The 17659-nt window shown below is 64.7% G+C and carries 15 protein-coding genes; 7 read left to right on the top strand and 8 right to left on the bottom strand.

From position 1 onward, the window contains the following. Positions 1-51: 51 nt before the first annotated feature. The 5 genes from C7G42_RS04755 (at position 52) to C7G42_RS04735 (ending at position 6551) form a co-directional block, all read left to right on the top strand. A complete protein-coding gene (locus tag C7G42_RS04755; protein WP_106947881.1) occupies positions 52-1848 on the top strand; it encodes a glucan ABC transporter ATP-binding protein/ permease in 1797 nt (598 codons plus the stop codon). Positions 1849-2038: 190 nt separating this feature from the next. After that, a complete protein-coding gene (locus tag C7G42_RS04750) occupies positions 2039-3514 on the top strand; it encodes a D-alanyl-D-alanine carboxypeptidase family protein (protein ID WP_106947880.1) in 1476 nt (491 codons plus the stop codon). A gap of 188 nt (positions 3515-3702) precedes the next feature. Further along, a complete protein-coding gene (locus C7G42_RS04745; protein WP_106947879.1) occupies positions 3703-5388 on the top strand; it encodes a long-chain fatty acid--CoA ligase in 1686 nt (561 codons plus the stop codon). A 16-nt stretch (positions 5389-5404) separates the two neighbouring features. Further along, positions 5405-5959 (top strand): DUF924 family protein, encoded by a 555-nt coding sequence (locus C7G42_RS04740; RefSeq protein WP_106947878.1) that lies wholly within the window; start codon positions 5405-5407, stop codon positions 5957-5959. Positions 5960-6065: 106 nt separating this feature from the next. Further along, positions 6066-6551 carry a peroxiredoxin gene (locus C7G42_RS04735; protein WP_106947877.1) on the top strand — a complete coding sequence of 162 codons (486 nt, stop codon included), beginning with the start codon at positions 6066-6068 and terminating at the stop codon, positions 6549-6551. 110 nt (positions 6552-6661) lie between these two features. Here C7G42_RS04735 and rnhA read toward each other — a convergent pair whose 3' ends face one another. The 3 genes from rnhA to ispH are packed head-to-tail and all read right to left on the bottom strand — an operon-like array spanning position 6662 to position 9081. Then, on the bottom strand, positions 6662-7126 hold the full coding sequence (rnhA, locus tag C7G42_RS04725; protein ID WP_106947876.1) for a ribonuclease HI: 465 nt from the start codon (positions 7124-7126) through the stop codon (positions 6662-6664). Further along, positions 7123-8106 carry a homoserine kinase gene (locus C7G42_RS04720; RefSeq protein WP_106947875.1) on the bottom strand — a complete coding sequence of 328 codons (984 nt, stop codon included), beginning with the start codon at positions 8104-8106 and terminating at the stop codon, positions 7123-7125. Before C7G42_RS04720 ends, rnhA begins: the two co-directional genes overlap by 4 nt. 6 nt (positions 8107-8112) lie before the next feature. Next, the gene (ispH, locus tag C7G42_RS04715) at positions 8113-9081 is read right to left on the bottom strand and encodes a 4-hydroxy-3-methylbut-2-enyl diphosphate reductase (RefSeq protein ID WP_106947874.1); all 969 of its coding nucleotides are present in this window, start codon (positions 9079-9081) and stop codon (positions 8113-8115) included. Between the two features lie 243 nt (positions 9082-9324). Here ispH and C7G42_RS04710 point away from each other — a divergent pair, with 243 nt between their 5' ends. After that, complete coding sequence (locus tag C7G42_RS04710) at positions 9325-10020, top strand: DUF1013 domain-containing protein (RefSeq protein ID WP_162308764.1); 696 nt, start codon at positions 9325-9327, stop codon at positions 10018-10020. Positions 10021-10161: 141 nt separating this feature from the next. On the opposite strand, the gene C7G42_RS04705 is transcribed toward C7G42_RS04710, so the two are convergent. The 5 genes from C7G42_RS04705 to C7G42_RS04685 form a co-directional block, all read right to left on the bottom strand. Beyond that, complete coding sequence (locus tag C7G42_RS04705; RefSeq protein ID WP_106947873.1) at positions 10162-10908, bottom strand: OmpW/AlkL family protein; 747 nt, start codon at positions 10906-10908, stop codon at positions 10162-10164. A gap of 181 nt (positions 10909-11089) precedes the next feature. Beyond that, positions 11090-11356, bottom strand: a complete 267-nt coding sequence (locus C7G42_RS04700) for a hypothetical protein (RefSeq protein ID WP_106947872.1) — start codon at positions 11354-11356, stop codon at positions 11090-11092. A 118-nt stretch (positions 11357-11474) separates the two neighbouring features. After that, on the bottom strand, positions 11475-13385 hold the full coding sequence (locus C7G42_RS04695) for a propionyl-CoA synthetase (RefSeq protein ID WP_106947871.1): 1911 nt from the start codon (positions 13383-13385) through the stop codon (positions 11475-11477). 270 nt (positions 13386-13655) lie between these two features. Further along, entirely contained in the window at positions 13656-15041 is a 1386-nt protein-coding gene (locus tag C7G42_RS04690; RefSeq protein ID WP_106947870.1) for a tetratricopeptide repeat protein, read from the bottom strand. A gap of 185 nt (positions 15042-15226) precedes the next feature. Continuing rightward, complete coding sequence (locus C7G42_RS04685) at positions 15227-15988, bottom strand: tetratricopeptide repeat protein (RefSeq protein ID WP_106947869.1); 762 nt, start codon at positions 15986-15988, stop codon at positions 15227-15229. Positions 15989-16080: 92 nt separating this feature from the next. Here C7G42_RS04685 and C7G42_RS04680 point away from each other — a divergent pair, with 92 nt between their 5' ends. Continuing rightward, complete coding sequence (locus tag C7G42_RS04680) at positions 16081-17658, top strand: cation:proton antiporter (RefSeq protein ID WP_106947868.1); 1578 nt, start codon at positions 16081-16083, stop codon at positions 17656-17658. Position 17659 lies beyond the last annotated feature (1 nt).

The following is a 17659-nucleotide window of genomic DNA, read 5'->3' as shown; positions in this document are numbered from 1 at the left end:
CGATCCCTGCTTAGAATACGGGTCCCGTTATCCCCCGAGTTGCCGGTCCGCATGTCTATTTTCAGCCTCTACACCCGCGTTCTCGAACTGCTCGGCAAGGAGGCGCGGCTGGGCTGGCTGCTGGCGTTTGCCAATCTCCTGCTGGCCGCCTCGCAATTCGCCGAGCCCGTGCTGTTCGGCCGCATCGTCGACGTGCTCTCCGGCAAGTCGGTCGCCGGTTCGAACTCGGCCTGGCCATTCCTGACGGCCTGGGTCGCGTTCGGGCTGTTCACCATTCTCTGCAGCGCGCTCGTGGCCCTGCAGGCCGACCGGCTCTCGCACCGCCAGCGCCAGGCGGTGCTGACCGACTATTTCGAGCACATCCTGCAATTGCCGCTGACCTTCCACTCCGGCACCCATTCGGGCCGGCTGATGAAGGTGATGCTCAATGGCACCGACGCGCTGTGGCGGCTGTGGGTCGGCTTCTTCCGCGAGCATTTTGCCGCGATCCTGTCGGTCGTGGTGCTGCTGCCGCTGTCGCTCTATTTGAACTGGCGGCTCGCGATCCTGCTGTTCGTGCTCTGCGTCGTGTTCACGGCACTGACCACTTTCGTCGTGCGCAGGACCTTCGGCATGCAGATGCAGGTCGAAGAGCACTACAGCGAGCTGTCAGCGCGCGCCTCCGACGCGCTCGGCAACGTCGCACTGGTGCAGAGTTTCGTGCGGGTCGAATCGGAGGTGAAGGGACTACGCTCCGTTGCCGACGAGTTGCTGGCCGCACAGATGCCGGTGCTGTCCTGGTGGGCGCTCGTCACCGTCATCACGCGCGCCTCCACGACCATCACCGTGCTGGCGATCTTCACGCTGGGCATCGCGCTGCACGACCGGGGGCTGACATCGGTCGGCGAGATCGTGATGTTCGTGAGCTTTGCCACGCTGCTGATCCAGAAGCTCGAGCAGGTCGTGAGCTTCATCAACAACGTGTTCATGGAGGCGCCCCGCCTGCGCGAATTCTTCAATGTGCTCGACGCCGTGCCCGCGGTTCACGACCGGCCCGATGCGATCGATGCGGGCAGGCTGTCCGGCCTCGTCGAGTTCAACGACGTCTCCTTTTCCTATGACGGCAAGCGGCCGGCGATCGAGGACCTCACCTTCACCGCGCTACCCGGCCAGACCATCGCGCTGGTCGGCCCGACCGGCGCCGGAAAATCCACCGCGATCGCGCTCCTGCATCGCGCCTTCGACCCGCAATCCGGCTTCATCAGGATCGACGGCATGGACGTGCGCGGCATCACGCTGACGTCGCTGCGCCGGAATATTGGCGTCGTGTTCCAGGAGGCGCTGCTGTTCAACCGCTCGATCGAGGAGAATCTGCGCGTCGGCAAGCCGGACGCGACCGAGGCCGAGATGCGCAAGGCGGCCGAACGTGCGCAGGCGCTCGATTTCATCGAGCGCAGCGGCGGCTTTGCGACCAATGCCGGCGAGCGCGGCCGCATGCTGTCCGGCGGCGAACGGCAGCGGCTGTCGATCGCCCGCGCGCTGTTGAAAGATCCCCCGATCCTGATCCTGGACGAGGCCACCAGCGCGCTCGACGCCGTCACCGAGGCCAAGGTGAATGCTGCTCTCGACGAAGTGATGAAGGGCCGCACCACCTTCGTGATTGCCCATCGCCTCTCCACCATCCGCAACGCCACGCGAATCCTGGTGTTCGAGAACGGGCGGGTGATCGAAAGCGGAACTTTCGATGAACTCGTGGCCAAGGGCGGCCATTTCGCCGAGCTCGCCAAGGCCCAATTCATGGTTCATGAGACCGCACGGGCCAGCGTGACAGCCGCAGAGGCTGCTGCGACTGCTGCCAAGTCCCCCTAGCAAGTCCTCACAGGATCGTCGAAATTCGGCCTATTTCATTGCGGAATACCTCGCTCATGCCCCTGTTCTCGACGCACCAGCCGGTATAGGTTTGCGGCGCCGCAAGCGGCGGCGCTGGATTTCAGAACCGACAATCAGATCGCGAGAGCTGCCCGGAACCGGGCGGTTTTCCAAGGACCGGAATCGGATAGTGCACGCCCTACGCCCGCTGCTTCGCAAATCCCTGTTCAACCTCTTCGCTGCGACGCTCGCATGTGCCGCGCTGCTTGCGCCACGCGCGGCCAGCGCCGAAGCCCTGCTGCTGATCGAGGCCGACAGCGGTAAGGTGCTGCAGGCGGAGAACGCGACCGTTCCCTGGTATCCGGCCTCTGTCACCAAGATCATGACCGCCTATGTGACGCTGAAGGCGGTCAAGGACGGCAGGCTGACGCTCGACTCGCTGCTGACGGTATCGCCGACGGCGGCCTCGCAATCGCCCTCGAAGATGGGGTTCCGTCCAGGAACGCAGCTCACCGTCGACAACGCGCTGAAGATGATGATGGTCAAGTCGGCGAACGACATGGCCGTGGTGCTCGCTGAAGGCGTCGGCGGTTCGATCGACGGTTTCTCCGCCATGATGAACGATACCGCGAAGAAGCTCGGCATGACGCAGACCAGCTACGTCAATCCGAACGGCCTGCCCGCCGATGGCCAGATCACCTCGGCGCGCGACCTAGGCATCCTCGCGCGCTCGTTCCTGCGCGACCTGCCGGAATACGAATACTTCGTCCACATCCCGGCGATGCGCTTCGGCAAGCGCGTCACCGGCAATTTCAACAAGCTGATCGGCCGCTATCCTGGCGCCGACGGTTTCAAGACGGGCTTCATCTGTGCCTCCGGCTACAATCTCGTCGCCTCAGCGACCCGCAATGGCCGCCGGCTGATCGCGGTGGTGCTCGGCTCCAGCTCCGGCACGGCGCGCGCGGTGAAGGCGGCGCAGCTGCTGGAGCGCGGCTTCAGCCAGGACAATCTGACGTGGCTGCGCCCCTCGCTCGGCACGGTCGACAACCTCGTGCCGGTCGACGCCTCGCCGCCGAACCTGCGTGACGAGATGTGCGGCGGCCATCGCAAGCGGCCGGCCAGCGATGACGACGACGCGCTGATTGCGGCGAATGGCGCGACCTCCGGATCGGCCTCGGCCACCGGTGGCGAAGCCCAGGTGACCTTCTTCACCGCCGGCCTTCAGCCGCCCTTGATGAAGGCTTCCGAGCTGATGGCGCAGGCTCCCGCGGCGGCCGAGCCCGTGCTGGTCTATACCGGCCCGACCCGCACCGGCACCGCCCTGATCGCGGCCGTCGCAGCCGATGCCGACCAGCAGACGGTGTCGAAGCCGCGTGGCAAGAAGTCGCGCGTGGCCAAGAAGCCCGATGCGGCCGACAAGCCGAAGGACGCGGGCAAGGACGCCAAGGATACCAAGACGGCGGCTGCGAAGCCTGTTGCCAAGCCGGCTGAGGGCAAGACCAACGACAAGAGTGAGACGAAAACTGCGGCGAAGCCGGCGGCGCCCAAGCATGCTGCCGCCAAGCACGATGCTGCGGCAAAACCCGCCGAGAAGCCTGCGGCAGGCAGCCCCGCCAAGCCCAAGGCCGCGACCAAGCCCGCCACCAAGCCGGCCAACAACAGTTAACGCGGCACCGACCCCGCGCCACGCGCTTCGCACCTGCGGCAGCGCGGCTTCTGGACGATTCCGGTAGCCACTCCCTGACCTTTGCCCTAAGCCTCGACGACTTGCCACCCGTTCCGGCAGGCTCGATACTGGCGGCAATGAGGCAAGCCCGAGACACAGCGGGCTCTGGTAGATGAGGGGAGTTTTCCATGGAGCGCATCTGGCTCAAGCAATATCCGCCCGGCGTGCCTGCCGATATCGAGCCGACCCAATACGCATCGCTGGTCGACCTTCTCGAAGAGAGCTTCACCAAGTTCGCCGACCGCAAGGCGTTCATCTGCATGGACAAGTCCATCAGCTATCGCGACCTCGACCAGATGTCGGTCGCGCTCGCCGCCTATTTGCAGGGCCGCGGACTGCAGCGCGGCGCACGCGTCGCCATCATGATGCCGAACGTGCTGCAATATCCGGTCGCGACCGCGGCCGTGTTGCGCGCCGGCTTCGCGGTGGTCAACGTCAATCCGCTCTACACCCCGCGCGAGCTCGAGCACCAGCTCAAGGATTCCGGCGCCGAAGCCATCATCGTGCTGGAGAATTTCGCCCACACCGTCGAGCAGGTGATCGCCAAGACGCAGGTCAAGCACGTCATCGTCGCAGCCATGGGCGATCTGCTCGGCTTCAAGGGCGTGATCGTCAATCTCGTGGTCCGCCGCGTCAAGAAGATGGTACCGGCCTGGTCGCTGCCGGGCGCAGTCTCCTTCAACGACGCGCTCTCGGCCGGCCGCGGCATGACCTTCAACAAGCCGAAACTCTCGCCGGGCGACGTCGCCTTCCTGCAATATACCGGCGGCACCACCGGGGTCTCCAAGGGCGCCACGCTGCTCCACCGCAACATCGTCGCGAACGTCCTGCAGAACGACGCCTGGCTCCAGCCGGCGCTCGCCGCGCCGCCGCATGTCGACCAGCTCATGATCGTCTGCGCGCTGCCGCTCTATCACATCTTCGCGCTGACGGCCTGCTATCTGCTCGCGGTGCGCGCCGGCGGCTGCAATCTCCTGATCCCCAACCCGCGCGATATCGCCGGCTTCGTCAAGGAGCTGGCGAAATACCAGGTCAACAGCTTCCCGGCCGTGAACACGCTCTACAACGGCCTGATGCACCACCCTGATTTCAAGAAGCTCGACTTCTCCAAGCTGAAGATCTCCAACGGCGGCGGCATGGCGGTGCAGCGCCCCGTCGCCGATCAATGGAAGGCGATCACCAACTGCTTCATCGCCGAGGGTTACGGCCTGTCGGAGACTTCGCCGACCCTGACCTGCAATCCGGCAACGGCAACCGAGTTCACGGGGACGATCGGCATTCCCGTGCCCTCGACCTACATCTCGATCCGCGACGACGACGGCAACGAAGTCCCGCTCGGCCAGGCCGGCGAGATCTGCGCCAAGGGCCCGCAAGTGATGTCGGGCTACTGGAACAGGCCCGAGGAGACCGCCAAGGTGATGACCGCGGACGGCTATTTCCGCACCGGCGACATCGGCATCATGGACGAGAAGGGCTACACCAAGATCGTCGACCGGAAGAAGGACATGATCCTGGTCTCCGGCTTCAACGTCTATCCCAACGAGGTCGAGGAAGTGATCGCGAGCCATCCGGGCGTGCTCGAATGCGCCGTGATCGGCATTCCTGATTCCAAGTCGGGCGAGGCGGTGAAGGCTTTCGTGGTGAAGAAGGATCCAAACCTCACCGCCGAGGCCGTGATCAAGTTCTGTCACGAGCAGCTCACCGGCTACAAGGTGCCCAAGCACATCGAATTCCGCAGCGACCTGCCGAAGACCAATGTCGGCAAGATCCTGCGACGCGAACTGCGCGACGAGAAGAAGGCGGAGGCGGCGTAAGGCCGACCTTCCGCTGATGACTGACGTCGGAGACATCGCGCCGGCCGACATTCTCGCCTTCTGGCGCGAAGCCGGCCGCGAGCGCTGGTACAAGCGCGATGACGCTTTCGACGCGGAGGTCAGGCGCCGCTTTTGCGCGCTATGGCAGAAGGCGGCCGCGGGCGAGCTGGGGTCATGGGAGGCCAGCGACGAGGGCGCACTCGCGCTCGTCATCGTGCTCGACCAGTTTCCCCGCAACATGTTTCGCGGCGATCCCATGACGTTCTCCAGCGACGCGCCGGCCCGCGATGTTGCCCGCCGCGCCATCGATCGGGCGGTGGATCGCAGGATCGATCCGGCCCTGCTCGAATTCCTCTACATGCCTTTCATGCATTCGGAGCACCTGCCGGACCAGGAGCACTGCATCGCGCTGTTCCAAGACACCGATAACGCCGAGAACCTGAAATACGCCCAGGAGCACGCCGACATCATCCGCCGTTTCGGTCGTTTCCCGCACCGTAACCGCATGCTCGGGCGCCCGACCACCGACGAGGAGCAGGCCTTCCTCGACAATGGCGGCTTTTCCGGCTGAGTCATCCCGGTGAAAGGCGACGGCGATGCCGCTTTGCCCGCCGGCAATATTGTGCAGGCCCGCCGCACGGTCTAAAAAGCGGGATCGATATTCAGGGAGACTGACGATGGCGATCCAGACTGGCGACAAGCTGCCCGAGGCGAAATTCCGCGTGATGACGGCGGAAGGCCCGCAGGTGAAGACCACCGACGACATCTTCAAGGGCAAGAAGGTGGCGCTGTTCGCCGTGCCCGGCGCCTACACCGGCACCTGCCACAAGATGCATCTGCCGAGCATCTTCCTCAACGCCTACGCCCTGAAGGACAAGGGCGTCGACAGCATCGCCATCGTGTCCGTCAACGACGCCTTCGTCATGAACGCCTGGAAGCGCGACACCGACCAGCGCGACGAGGCCATCTTCCTCGCCGACGGCAATGCCGAGTTCACCAAGGCGATCGGCATGGAGCTCGACGCCTCTGCCAACGGCCTCGGCATCCGCTCCAAGCGCTATTCGATGCTGGTCGAGGACGGCGTGGTGAAGAAGCTGAACCTCGAGGCGATGCCCGGCAAGGTCGAGGTCTCCGGCGGCGATACGCTGCTGGGGCAGCTGTAAGGTTTTCGTCATTCCGGGGCGCGCGCAGCGCGAGCCCGGAATCCATCTCTCCTCAGAACTTGTAGAGAAATGGATTCCGGGCTCGCCCTTCGGGCGCCCCGGAATGACACCTACTCCGTCACCCGCGCTTGCGTCCTTGCCTTCACGATCCCGTCGCGCGCCAGCTGATCCGCGCGCTCGTTCTCGGGATGGCCGGCATGGCCCTTGACCCAGTGCCAGCGCACCTCGTGCGCCTTCAGCGCTGCATCAAGCCTCTGCCATAGCTCGACATTCTTCACCGGCTTCTTGTCGGCGGTGCGCCAGCCGTTGCGCTTCCAGCCGTGGATCCAGCCGGTGATGCCCTGCCGGACATACTGGCTGTCGGTGTAGAGATCGACCGTGCACGGCTTCTTCAGCGCTTCGAGCGCGGAGATCGCCGCCATCAGCTCCATCTGGTTGTTGGTGGTGTGGCGCTCGCCGCCGTTCAGCTCTTTTTCCTTGTCGCCGAACTTGAGGATCGCGCCCCAGCCGCCCGGCCCAGGATTTCCCGAGCAGGCGCCGTCGGTATAGATCGTGACATTGGGAAGCTCGCTCACGCCACTAGCCCCGACGGCATCAGCCCATAATCGCGTACGCTCGTTACGCTCTGGTGGAAGCGCAGCTTACGGACATATTCCAGCGGATCCTTCGGCTTGACCAGCGCGCCTTCGGGCACGTTGAGCCAGTCGACCAGCCGCGTCAGCAGGAAGCGGATCGCAGCACCGCGCGCCAGCAGCGGCAGCGCAGCCTCTTCCGCGTCGGAGAGCTTTCGCACGCGGCCATAGGCGTTGAGGAAGGCGCGCGCCTTGGTGACGTTGAAGGAATGATCGGGCTCGAAGCACCAGGCGTTGAGGCAGATCGCGACGTCATAGGCCAGCATATCGTTGCAGGCGAAAGTGAAGTCGATGATCCCCGAAAGCTTGTCACCGAGAAAGAAGACGTTGTCGTTGAACAGGTCCGCGTGGATCACGCCTTCGGGCAGATTATCCGGCCAGACGGCGCTGGAGAGATAATCGAGTTCGGTCGCTAGGAACGCGCGCAGGCCCGGCTGCACTTCGTCGGCACGGTTTGACGCCGCATCGAACAGCGGCCGCCAGCCCGCGACCGAGAGTGCATTGGCGCGCTTGATCGCGAAATTGGCGCCGGCCAGATGCATTCGGGCCAGCCCTTCGCCGACGCCGGCACAATGGGCCGCGTTCGGCTTGCGCGGCCAGACACCTTCGAGAAAGGTAATGATCGCAGCCGGCCGGCCCGACAATTCGCGCAGCGCCTCGCCGTCTTTCGCCTTCACCGGCAGCGGACAATTGACGCCGTGCTCGGCGAGGTGCGTCATCAGCGCGAGGAAGAACGGCAGATCGTTCTTCGCCACTCGCTTCTCGTAGAGCGTGAGGATGAACGATCCCTCGGTGGTGTGCAGCAGGAAGTTGGAATTCTCGACGCCCTCGGCGATGCCCTTGTAGGAGAGCAACTCGCCGAGATCGTATTGCTTCAGGAAATCCGCAAGTTCGTCGGCGGCAACGTCGGTGTAGACCGCCATAAAAGTCTACTCGGCGGCAGCTTCAGGGCGCACCTGGCGCGGCAGCGGGAAGAACTCGTTCTCTTCCGCGGCCGAGACCGTCTCCACATGCAGCGTGTAGCGCTCGGCGAAAGCATCCATGATCTCCTCGACGATCACTTCCGGGGCCGAAGCGCCCGCGGTGATGCCGAGGCTCGAGATGTTGCTGAACCGCTCCCAGTCGAGGTCGGCCGCCCGCTGCGCCAGCACTGCGATCTTGCAACCTTCGCGCTCGGCAACCTCACGCAGGCGCTGCGAGTTCGACGAATTGGGGGCACCGACGACGATGAGCGCGTCGACCACCGGCGCCACCTTCTTCACCGCGAGCTGGCGGTTGGTGGTGGCGTAGCAGATGTCTTCCTTGTGCGGGCCGTTGATGTTCGGGAAGCGCTCCTTGAGCAGCGCCACGATCTCCGCGGTGTCGTCGATCGACAGCGTGGTCTGGGTCACGAAGGCGAGGTTGTTGGGGTCCTTCGGGGAAATGGTCTTGGCGTCCTCGGCGGTCTCGATCAGGGTCACGGCGCCGGTCGGAAGCTGGCCGAGCGTGCCGACCACCTCGGGGTGATGGGAGTGGCCGATCAGGAAGATCTCGCGGCCGCGCTTGAAGTGGATCGCGGCCTCGCGGTGGACCTTGGTCACCAGCGGGCAGGTCGCATCCAGCGAGAACAGATTGCGTGACTGGGCGTCGGCCGGAACCGACTTCGGCACGCCGTGGGCCGAGAACACCACCGGCGCGGAGGTGTTTTCCGGGATTTCGGCGAGCTCCTCGACGAAGATCGCGCCCTTCTTCTTCAACCCGTCGACGACATACTTGTTGTGCACAATCTCATGGCGAACGTAGACGGGCGCGCCGTACTTATCGAGCGCCCGTTCCACGGTGTCGATCGCCCGGACCACCCCGGCGCAGAAGCCACGGGGAGAACAAAGCACGATCTTGAGGTCTGGTTTGGCTGACATTGAGCGATCTCGGGACCGAATCACCTCGCCAAATGGGCGGGAAGCGGTCGATGGATTGAATAGGGCTTAGGTACGGGCTTACAGGGAATTGGGCTCCCTTTCGGGCGCTGTCAAGGCACTATCTATAGCAGAACCATTGCGTGGCTACCCCCTCCGGGCTTATATAGCGCGAATTCCCAGTCATCGCTGATGACCACCGGCTTCGCCTCCAGAGGGGTGGGCGAAGCACAAAGGAGATTTGCCATGAGCAACGCACCTCTGATGCCCAAGGCGACCGCCGTCTGGCTGCTCGACAACACCGCGCTGACCTTTGACCAGGTCGCCGATTTCACCAAGATGCATCCCCTCGAGGTGCGCGCGATCGCCGACGGCGATGCTGCCCAGGGCATCAAAGGCATGGATCCCCTCTCCAACGGCCAGCTGACCCGCGAGGAGATCGAAAAGGGCGAGAAGAACCCGGATTACCGGCTCCGCCTGCAGGAGAGCAAGGTCGTGTTGCCGCCCCAGCCCAAGCGCAAGGGCCCGCGCTACACCCCGGTCTCGCGCCGCCATGAGCGTCCGAGCGCCATCCTCTGGCTGCTGCGCAACCATGCCGAGCTCAAAGACGCCCAGATCATGCGCCTGGTCGGCACCACCAAGAGCACCATCGCGAGCGTGCGGGACCGGACCCACTGGAACACCTCCCAGCTGACCCCGATCGACCCCGTTACCCTTGGTCTCTGCTCGCAGATCGAGCTCGATTTCGAGGTGGCGCGCGCCGCCAAGGAGAAGCCGATCGACACAGCCTATGGCGGCGCCACCCTGCTCCCGGCGTCCGAGACCACCAAGAAGGACGAGTTCGAGCCGGCCGAGCGATCGAGCGACGACCTCAACCTCGACGCCGTGTTCGCCAAGCTGAAGACGCTCGGCGGCAAGAAGCAGGAAGACGAGGAGCAGTAAGCTCCGCTCGTCGTTCGCGATCGAACACAATTTGAAACGCGGCGGGAAAACCCGCCGCGTTTTGTCTTGTGGCCTTTTGTCTTGTAGCCTTTTGTCTTGTAGCCTTGGCCTCGTCGGGACGCAGCGCGTCCCGCCTCAGCATCAGAACTTGTACGTCACGCCCGCGCCGACCAGCCACGGATCGATATGCGCGGTGCCGGTGACCGGCAGGCCGGAGACGGTGGCGCTGTAATCCGGACGCAGCCAGAGCTTCTTGACGTCGACGTTGAGACCCCAATGGCGGTCGATCATGTAGTCGAAGCCGAACTGCACGGCGCCGCCCCAGGCGTTGCTGACATGCAAATTGGTGGTGGTGGCGACAATCGCGGGCGGACCGACGATTGCGGCAGGCGTATTGGACGCGGAATTGTTGAAGAACACGGTGTAGTTCACGCCGGCGCCGACATACGGCTTGAATGCGCCGAACTGGTCGAAGTGATATTGCAGCGTCAGCGTCGGCGGCAGCAGCGTGGTCTTGCCGATCGGCAAATTCGCGAGCGAGCCGGTGCCGCTGATCGAGTGCCGAGTCACGCCGAGGATCAGTTCGGCCGCGATGTTCTTGGTGAAGAAGTAGCTGATGTCGAGCTCGGGGACGACCTGGTCGCTGATCGAGAGGCCGGAATTCGGCGAGGACAGCGAGGGAACGCCCGCCACATTGACGGTTGAGCCACCGCCATCCGGCAGCACGCCGAGCACGCGCAGACGCACCATCCACGGATTGAACGCCTCCACCGGCGGCGGCGCCTTCTTGTAAACCGGCAAATCGGCAGCCTGCACCGATGCAAAAGTGCCCGCGAGCATCGCGCCGACCGTCGCAAGCCGCGCCAGGTTTCTTGTCGTTCTCTGCATTGTAGTCCCCTTCAGCCATCTTCCGCGCGTCGTTGCGCGATATGAGCGTCTGAGCAGAAAGGGGGCGGCTGAGGATTTGATGCCGATCAAATCGGGCGAAACGCGTCACGATTTGACCGCGGCGTTGCAGATCTGTCACGACCGATGCGCGTGAAGATGCAGGATGATACCGCGTCCGATATCAGGGCCGATCGGGATGGTTCAGCATGTATTCGCCGAGGTCGCGCTGGCGGCGGTCGGCACGGGCGGTGGCGGCGTTGCGCTGGACGTCGCGGTCCTTGCGGCAGGCCACGTATTCCGGCGAGCCCTGCGCATTGCCCCGGCTCAGGCAGACCGCATCGTCATCGTCACCACCCACCGCCACCGGCGTCTGATAGCGCGCGGAGCAGGCGGAGAGAGCAATGGCGAGCAGGGAGATGGCCCCGTACTGCGCGAGCTTGGCTGACATCGGTTGGTCCTGTCTCATTCGTCATTGCCGGGCTTGCCCCGGCAATCCATCGAAATCAAGGCAGTTGCTTGCCCATTAATGGATGCCCGGGTCAAGCCCGGGCATGACAGAGAGCACGTCACACCCGTCCCTTCAGCGCCTCCCCGATCTCGTCGAGCGCCTTGGGATCCTCGATCGTCGCCGGCATGGTCCAGCTATCGCCGTCGGCGATCTTCTTAATGGTGCCGCGCAAGATCTTGCCGGAGCGCGTCTTGGGCAGGCGGCCGACGGTGATGGCGAGCTTGAAGGCCGCGACCGGGCCGAGCTTATCGCGCACCAGCGCGACGATCTCCTTCTCGATCTCGGCGGGCGCACGCTTCACGCCGGTCTTGAGCACCAGGAAGCCGCAGGGCACTTCGCCCTTGATCGCGTCCTTGACGCCGAGCACGGCGCATTCGGCGACGTCGGGATGCGAGGCCAGGATCTCCTCCATGCCGCCGGTGGAGAGCCGATGGCCGGCGACGTTGATGATGTCGTCGGTGCGGCCCATGACGAAGACATAGCCGTCCTCGTCCTTGTAGCCGGCATCGGAGGTTTTGTAGTAGCCGGGGAATTCGCTGAGATAAGCCTCCCTGAAGCGCTCGTCCTGATTCCACAGCGTCGGCAGACAACCCGGCGGCATCGGCAGCTTGATGACGATCGAGCCCATGGTGTTGGGTCCCACCGGCTTCGCCGCCTCGTCGACCACGTCGACCTGGTAACCCGGCATCGGCACCGTCGGCGAGCCGTGCTTCACCGGCAGCATGCCGAGCCCGACCGGGTTGCCGGCAATGCACCAGCCGGTTTCGGTCTGCCACCAATGGTCGATCACCGGCACCTTCAGCTGCTGCTCCGCCCATTCGACGGTCGGCGGATCGGCCCGCTCGCCGGCGAGGAACAGGGTGCGGAATTTCGACAGGTCGTATTGCCGGATGAACTTTCCTTCCGGATCGTCTTTCCGGATCGCGCGGAAAGCTGTCGGCGCGGTGAAGAACGCGACCGCCTTGTGCTCGGCGATCACGCGCCAGAATGCACCGGCATCAGGCGTGCCGACGGGCTTGCCTTCGTACATGATCGTCGTCGCGCCATGCAGCAGCGGGCCGTAGACGATGTAGCTGTGGCCGACCACCCAGCCGATGTCGGAGCCGCACCACCACACCTCGCCGGGCTTGACGCCATAGAGGTTGAACATCGACCATTTCACCGCGACGAGATGGCCGCCATTGTCTCGCACGACGCCCTTCGGGACGCCCGTGGTGCCGGAGGTGTAGAGGATGTAGAGCGGATCGGTGGCCGCGACAGGTACGCAGGGCGCCTTTTTGCCGTCGTTCATCGCCTTGCGGCGCAGGCTCGCCCAATCATAGTCCCGGCCCGGGGTCATGTCGCAAGTGAGCTGCGGACGTTGCAGCACGATGCAGGCCTTCGGCTTGCTGCCGGCAAGCTTGATCGCCTCGTCGAGCAGCGGCTTGTACTGCACGATGCGGCCGGGCTCGATGCCGCAGCTTGCCGAGAGGATGAGTTTCGGCTGCGCGTCGTCGATGCGGGTGGCAAGCTCCTTCGCCGCAAAGCCGCCGAACACCACGGAGTGCACCGCACCGATGCGCGCGCAGGCGAGCATCGCGACCACGGCCTCCGGTACCATCGGCATATAGAGGATGACGCGATCGCCCTTGGCGACGCCGAAATCCTGCATGATGGCGCCAAGCGCCTGAACCTCGTGCAGCAATTCGGCATAGGTGAGTTTGGTGACGCTGCCCGCCAGCGGCGAATCATGGATCAGCGCGACTTGCTTGGCACGGCCGCCTTCGACATGGCGATCGAGCGCGTTGTAGCAGGTATTGACGACACCGCCGGCGAACCAGCGGCCGTAGATTCCCTGCGAAGGATCGAAGATCGTCTTCGGCGGCTCGATCCAGTCGATCTCTTTCGCCGCCTCTGCCCAGAAGCCCTCGGGATCGGCCAGCGAGCGCGCATGGACTTCGTGATAACGACTTTTACCGTCGGCGTTCATTCCCGCGCTCCCCGTCCCTTTATTCGCCTGTGCCCTGAACCTTGTGGCAGGACAGGCGCCCCGCCATGACCAGGATCAATCGCCGGCCTTGTTGGGGGCTATTTTCCCGGGAACGGGCCGCGGTTCAAGCTGAAAAGGATGGGTTTTCTCCCTCTCCCCGTTCTTGCTGGGAGAGGGTCGGGCTGAGGGGCTGCATCCGCAATCACGGTAGGAGCTGGACTCGCGGAGAAGCCGCTCACCCGGCAGGCGGGGAGAGGCGAAGAGCCCGCCTCAACTCTCCGTCGCATTCAGCTTCTGCAACCGCTCCTGCATGACCTTCTTCAGGTCGTAGCCCGGGCGACCGAAGCTGGCGTTGCGGAGGCTGAGGAAATCGCGCTGGCTCTTGCGCAACTCGCTGGCCGAGCGCTTGCTCGCCGATTTCAGCGCACGCTCGTAAGTCTCGGCGATCTGGCGGTCGAGCATGCCGAGTTGCGGATCGGCGCAGATCACCTTCTCGACCTCGCGTTTGGCCGTCGCACATGCGAAGGATGGGCCATTGCCGGAGGCGGCCGCGAGAGGGCGCAGCGGCTCATCTCCGAATTTCGCGATCTCCGCGATCATGCTGCGGCGGCCGTTGGCAGCGTTCTCGTTGCCGGGATCGAGCTTGAGCGCCGTCTCGTAGTCGGCCAGCGCCTTCTTGCGCTCGCCCATCTTCTTGTAGAGCACGGCGCGGTTGTTGTAGGTCAGCGCGAAATTGGGATCTAACCTCAGTGCAGCGTCGTAATCACCGAGCGCGGCTCCGAGCTCACCCTTGAACTGGTAGGAATCGCCGCGATTGGTGAAGAAGTTCGGCCGGGGCGCCAGGCGCAGCGCCTGGTCGTAATCGGCGATCGCCTTGTCGTACTCTTTCATCGCGGCATAGGTGAGCCCGCGATTGTCAAAGTATTCGGGGACCTTCGGATCGAGCCTGATCGCCTCGCCGTCGTCGGCCACGGCCTTGTCGAGCTGGCCGAGCTTCTTGTATGCGGCGCCGCGGTTGGTGTAGGTGCGGGGACGGTTGGGATCGAGCCGCAGCGCCTCGCTGAGATCCTTGATCGCATTCTCGTTGTCGCCACCGAGATAGTAGTTCACGCCGCGGTCTGACCATGCCTGCGCATCATCCGGCTTCAGCTTGATCGCCTGGTCGTAATCGGCGAGCGCACGATCGAGCCTGCGCTGGGTGGTGTAGACGACACCGCGCAGTTCGTAGGCTTCCGCATCCTGCGGATCGAGTTCGATCGCCTTGCTGAGGTCGGCCGCCGCACGATTGAGGTCGCCACCGGCCTCGCGCAGGAGGTCGCCGCGCAGGCGCCACGCCTTTGCATTCCTGCCGTCGAGCGCAATGGCCCGGTCGATGTCCCGCAAGGCTTGCGTAAGGCCGCCCGAGGTGCGGGCATGGGCGTCGGCACGAACCAGCAGCGCCGCGGCGCGGTCGGACCCTGGGTTCGAGGCCTGGTCGATGATGGTGCTGCAAGCCGGGATCAGCTCCGCAGGAGCAGCCTTGCCGCCCATGACGCAATCGGTGCCCGCCAAGGCGGGAGCTGCAAGGACGAGGCTCATTGCAGCCCCGAGAAGAAAGGCGCGAAGCGAGGTTTTCTCAAGCGAAGGCGCTTGCGCGGAAGAATGCGTGCCGCACATGGCATAGGGCTCCGTGGCGTCGGGTTCTCACCATTGTCGCGGCAGAAAGAGGATGGGTTCAAAATCGCTTGTGTCCACGCCGTCATGGCCGGGTTTGTCCAGGCCATCCACGTCTTGCGGGCGGCACAAAGAACGTGGCTGCCCGGACGAGCCCGGGCATGACGATCTCTCGTGAAGCAAAGGGCCTAATACCCGTCGACGCCGTTGATCCGCTGCAGCCGCTCCTGCATCGCCTTCTTCAAATCGTATCCTGGCCGGCCATACCCCGCATTGCGGCGGGCAATGAACTCATCCTGCTCGCGCTGGAGGCTCTTCGCTTCCGCCGGATTGCGCGCCTCCCGGATCGCTCGCGCGTTCGATCCGTAGATCTCCCGATCGAGATCGGCGAGCTCGCGGTTGCCGCAGATCGCCTTCTCCACGGCACGGGCCGCACTCCTGCAATTGAAGCTCGGCTTGCCGGCGACTGCCATCTGCGCGCCGATCCGCTCGATCTCGCGCGCCATGGCCTTGTGATTGGCCTTGGCCTTCTCGTGGTTCGGGTCGATCTTCAGTGCCGCGCCGAAATCCTGCACCGCCTTGGGCTTGTCGCCCTTCTTCAGCCAGAGCTCGCCGCGCGTATTCCAGATGTCGGCGAGCGCAGGGTCGAGCGAAAGAACGCGGCTGTCGTCGGCGATGGCGCGGTCGACCTGGTCGTGCCGCGCATGGAGCGCGGCGCGCGCGATCAGCGCCTTGATCAGATCCGCCTTCGCCGTCTTCTCATTGTCGATCACGGCGGCGCAGGCCGTCGCGGCCTTGTCCATGTCATCGGCTGCGGCCGCCGCGAGGCATGAGGCGACATCGACCTGTATCACCGCAGCCGGCTCGCCGCCGGTCGCAGCCTGGGCGGCATTGAGCGACAGCGCGCAAAGCAATACGGCGCCTGATTGAATGAGTTTTTTGAGACGCATGCTCGTTGCTGTGAAGAGTCTGCCTTCGGTCTTGTCTTGAGTCTTGCCTCGGGGCCGCACTATCCATCATACGGCCGGATTGGTGCTAGCTTGTGGCGCCGCTCAAACCCGCTTCGGGGATCGTCGTGTCGACATTCGAATGGATCATCGCGCTTCTGCTCGGCGCCGTTGCCTTATCGGCGCTGGCGCGGCGGATCAAGGTCCCCTATCCGACCTTTCTGGCAATCGGCGGCGCGCTGATCGCTTTCGTGCCGAACAGCCCGTCCTGGGCGCTGGAGCCGGACCTGGCATTGGCGCTTTTTGTCGCACCGGTGCTGCTCGATGCCGCCTTCGACACATCGCTACGCGATTTGCGCAACAATTGGGTTCCGGTCTCGACCCTGGTCGTCGCCGCGGTCGGCCTGACCACGGCCGGCGTCGCCTTCGTTGCGCACCGGCTGATGCCCGAGATGCCGTGGGCCGCCGCGGTCGCGCTCGGTGCCATCGTGGCGCCGCCCGATGCGGCCGCCGCGGTCGCGATCCTGAGCCAGGTCAAGCTGCCCCATCGCATGGTGAAGGTTTTGGAGGGCGAAAGCCTGCTCAACGACGCGAGCGCGCTCCTGATCTATCGCATCGCGGTCGGTGCCGTCGCCACCGAGCATCTGACCTGGAGTCACGTCGCGCCGACGATGGCGCTGGCCCTGGTCGGCAGCGTCGTCGCCGGCCTGCTCGCAGGCTACATCATCCCGCTGCTCCTGGAACGCGTCAAGGAAGCGCCAAGCGCGATCATCGTGCAGTTCGCCACCACCTTCATGGTCTGGATCGCCGCGGAGCATCTCGGCCTCTCCGGCATTCTCACCATCGTCGTCTACGCCATGACGATGGCGCGCTCGGCGGGGCAGCGCATGCCGGCGCGGCTGCGGGTGCCGTCCTATGCGGTCTGGGAGACGACCGTGTTCGTGCTCAACGTGCTGGCCTTCATGCTGATCGGCATGCAGATGCGGCCGATCTGGACGCGGCTGGATGCGGACGTGCGCTGGGAATATTGCGTGGCCGCCGCGTGGATCCTGCTCACCGTGGTACTGGTCCGGTTGCTCTGGGTGACTTTCTACCGCTCGATCCTGCGCGTGCTGGTGGCGCGGGGCCTCTTTCATCCCAAGGACCCCAAGGCCGTGGCCTCGCCGAAGGGCGGCCTCATCATCTCCTGGTGCGGCATGCGCGGCCTCGTCACGCTCGCAACCGCCTTCGCCCTGCCGGAGAATTTTCCCTATCGCGACTTCATCGTCTTCATCGCCTTTGCGGTGGTGCTGGGATCGCTGGTGATCCAGGGCCTGACGCTGCGGCCACTGATCCTGGCGTTCGGCCTCAAGGACGACGATCCCGTCGGCACCGAGGTCGCGCGCGCGCGTGCCGTCGCCTATCGCGCCGCGCTCGATGCGATCGAGAGCGATCCGTCGGAGGAGGCGGAGATCCTGCGGCTCGAATATCGCGCCATCCTGATGCAGGCCGAGGACAATCCCAATGGCGGGATCGCCAGTGGCGAACTGCCTGCCGATCCCCTGCGCCGCCGCGCCATCGCGGCCGCGCGCAAATCGGTCATCGCGCTCCGCGACACCGAGGTGATCGGCGACGACGCGTTCCACCGGATCGAAGAGGAGCTCGATCGCGCAGAATTGAGCGCGGGCGGATGAG

Source organism: Bradyrhizobium sp. MOS003 (assembly GCF_003020125.1).
In the GTDB taxonomy this organism is placed as follows: domain Bacteria; phylum Pseudomonadota; class Alphaproteobacteria; order Rhizobiales; family Xanthobacteraceae; genus Bradyrhizobium.
Note: the sequence above shows the minus strand (reverse complement) of the source record. Positions and strands in the feature narration are given on the sequence as shown.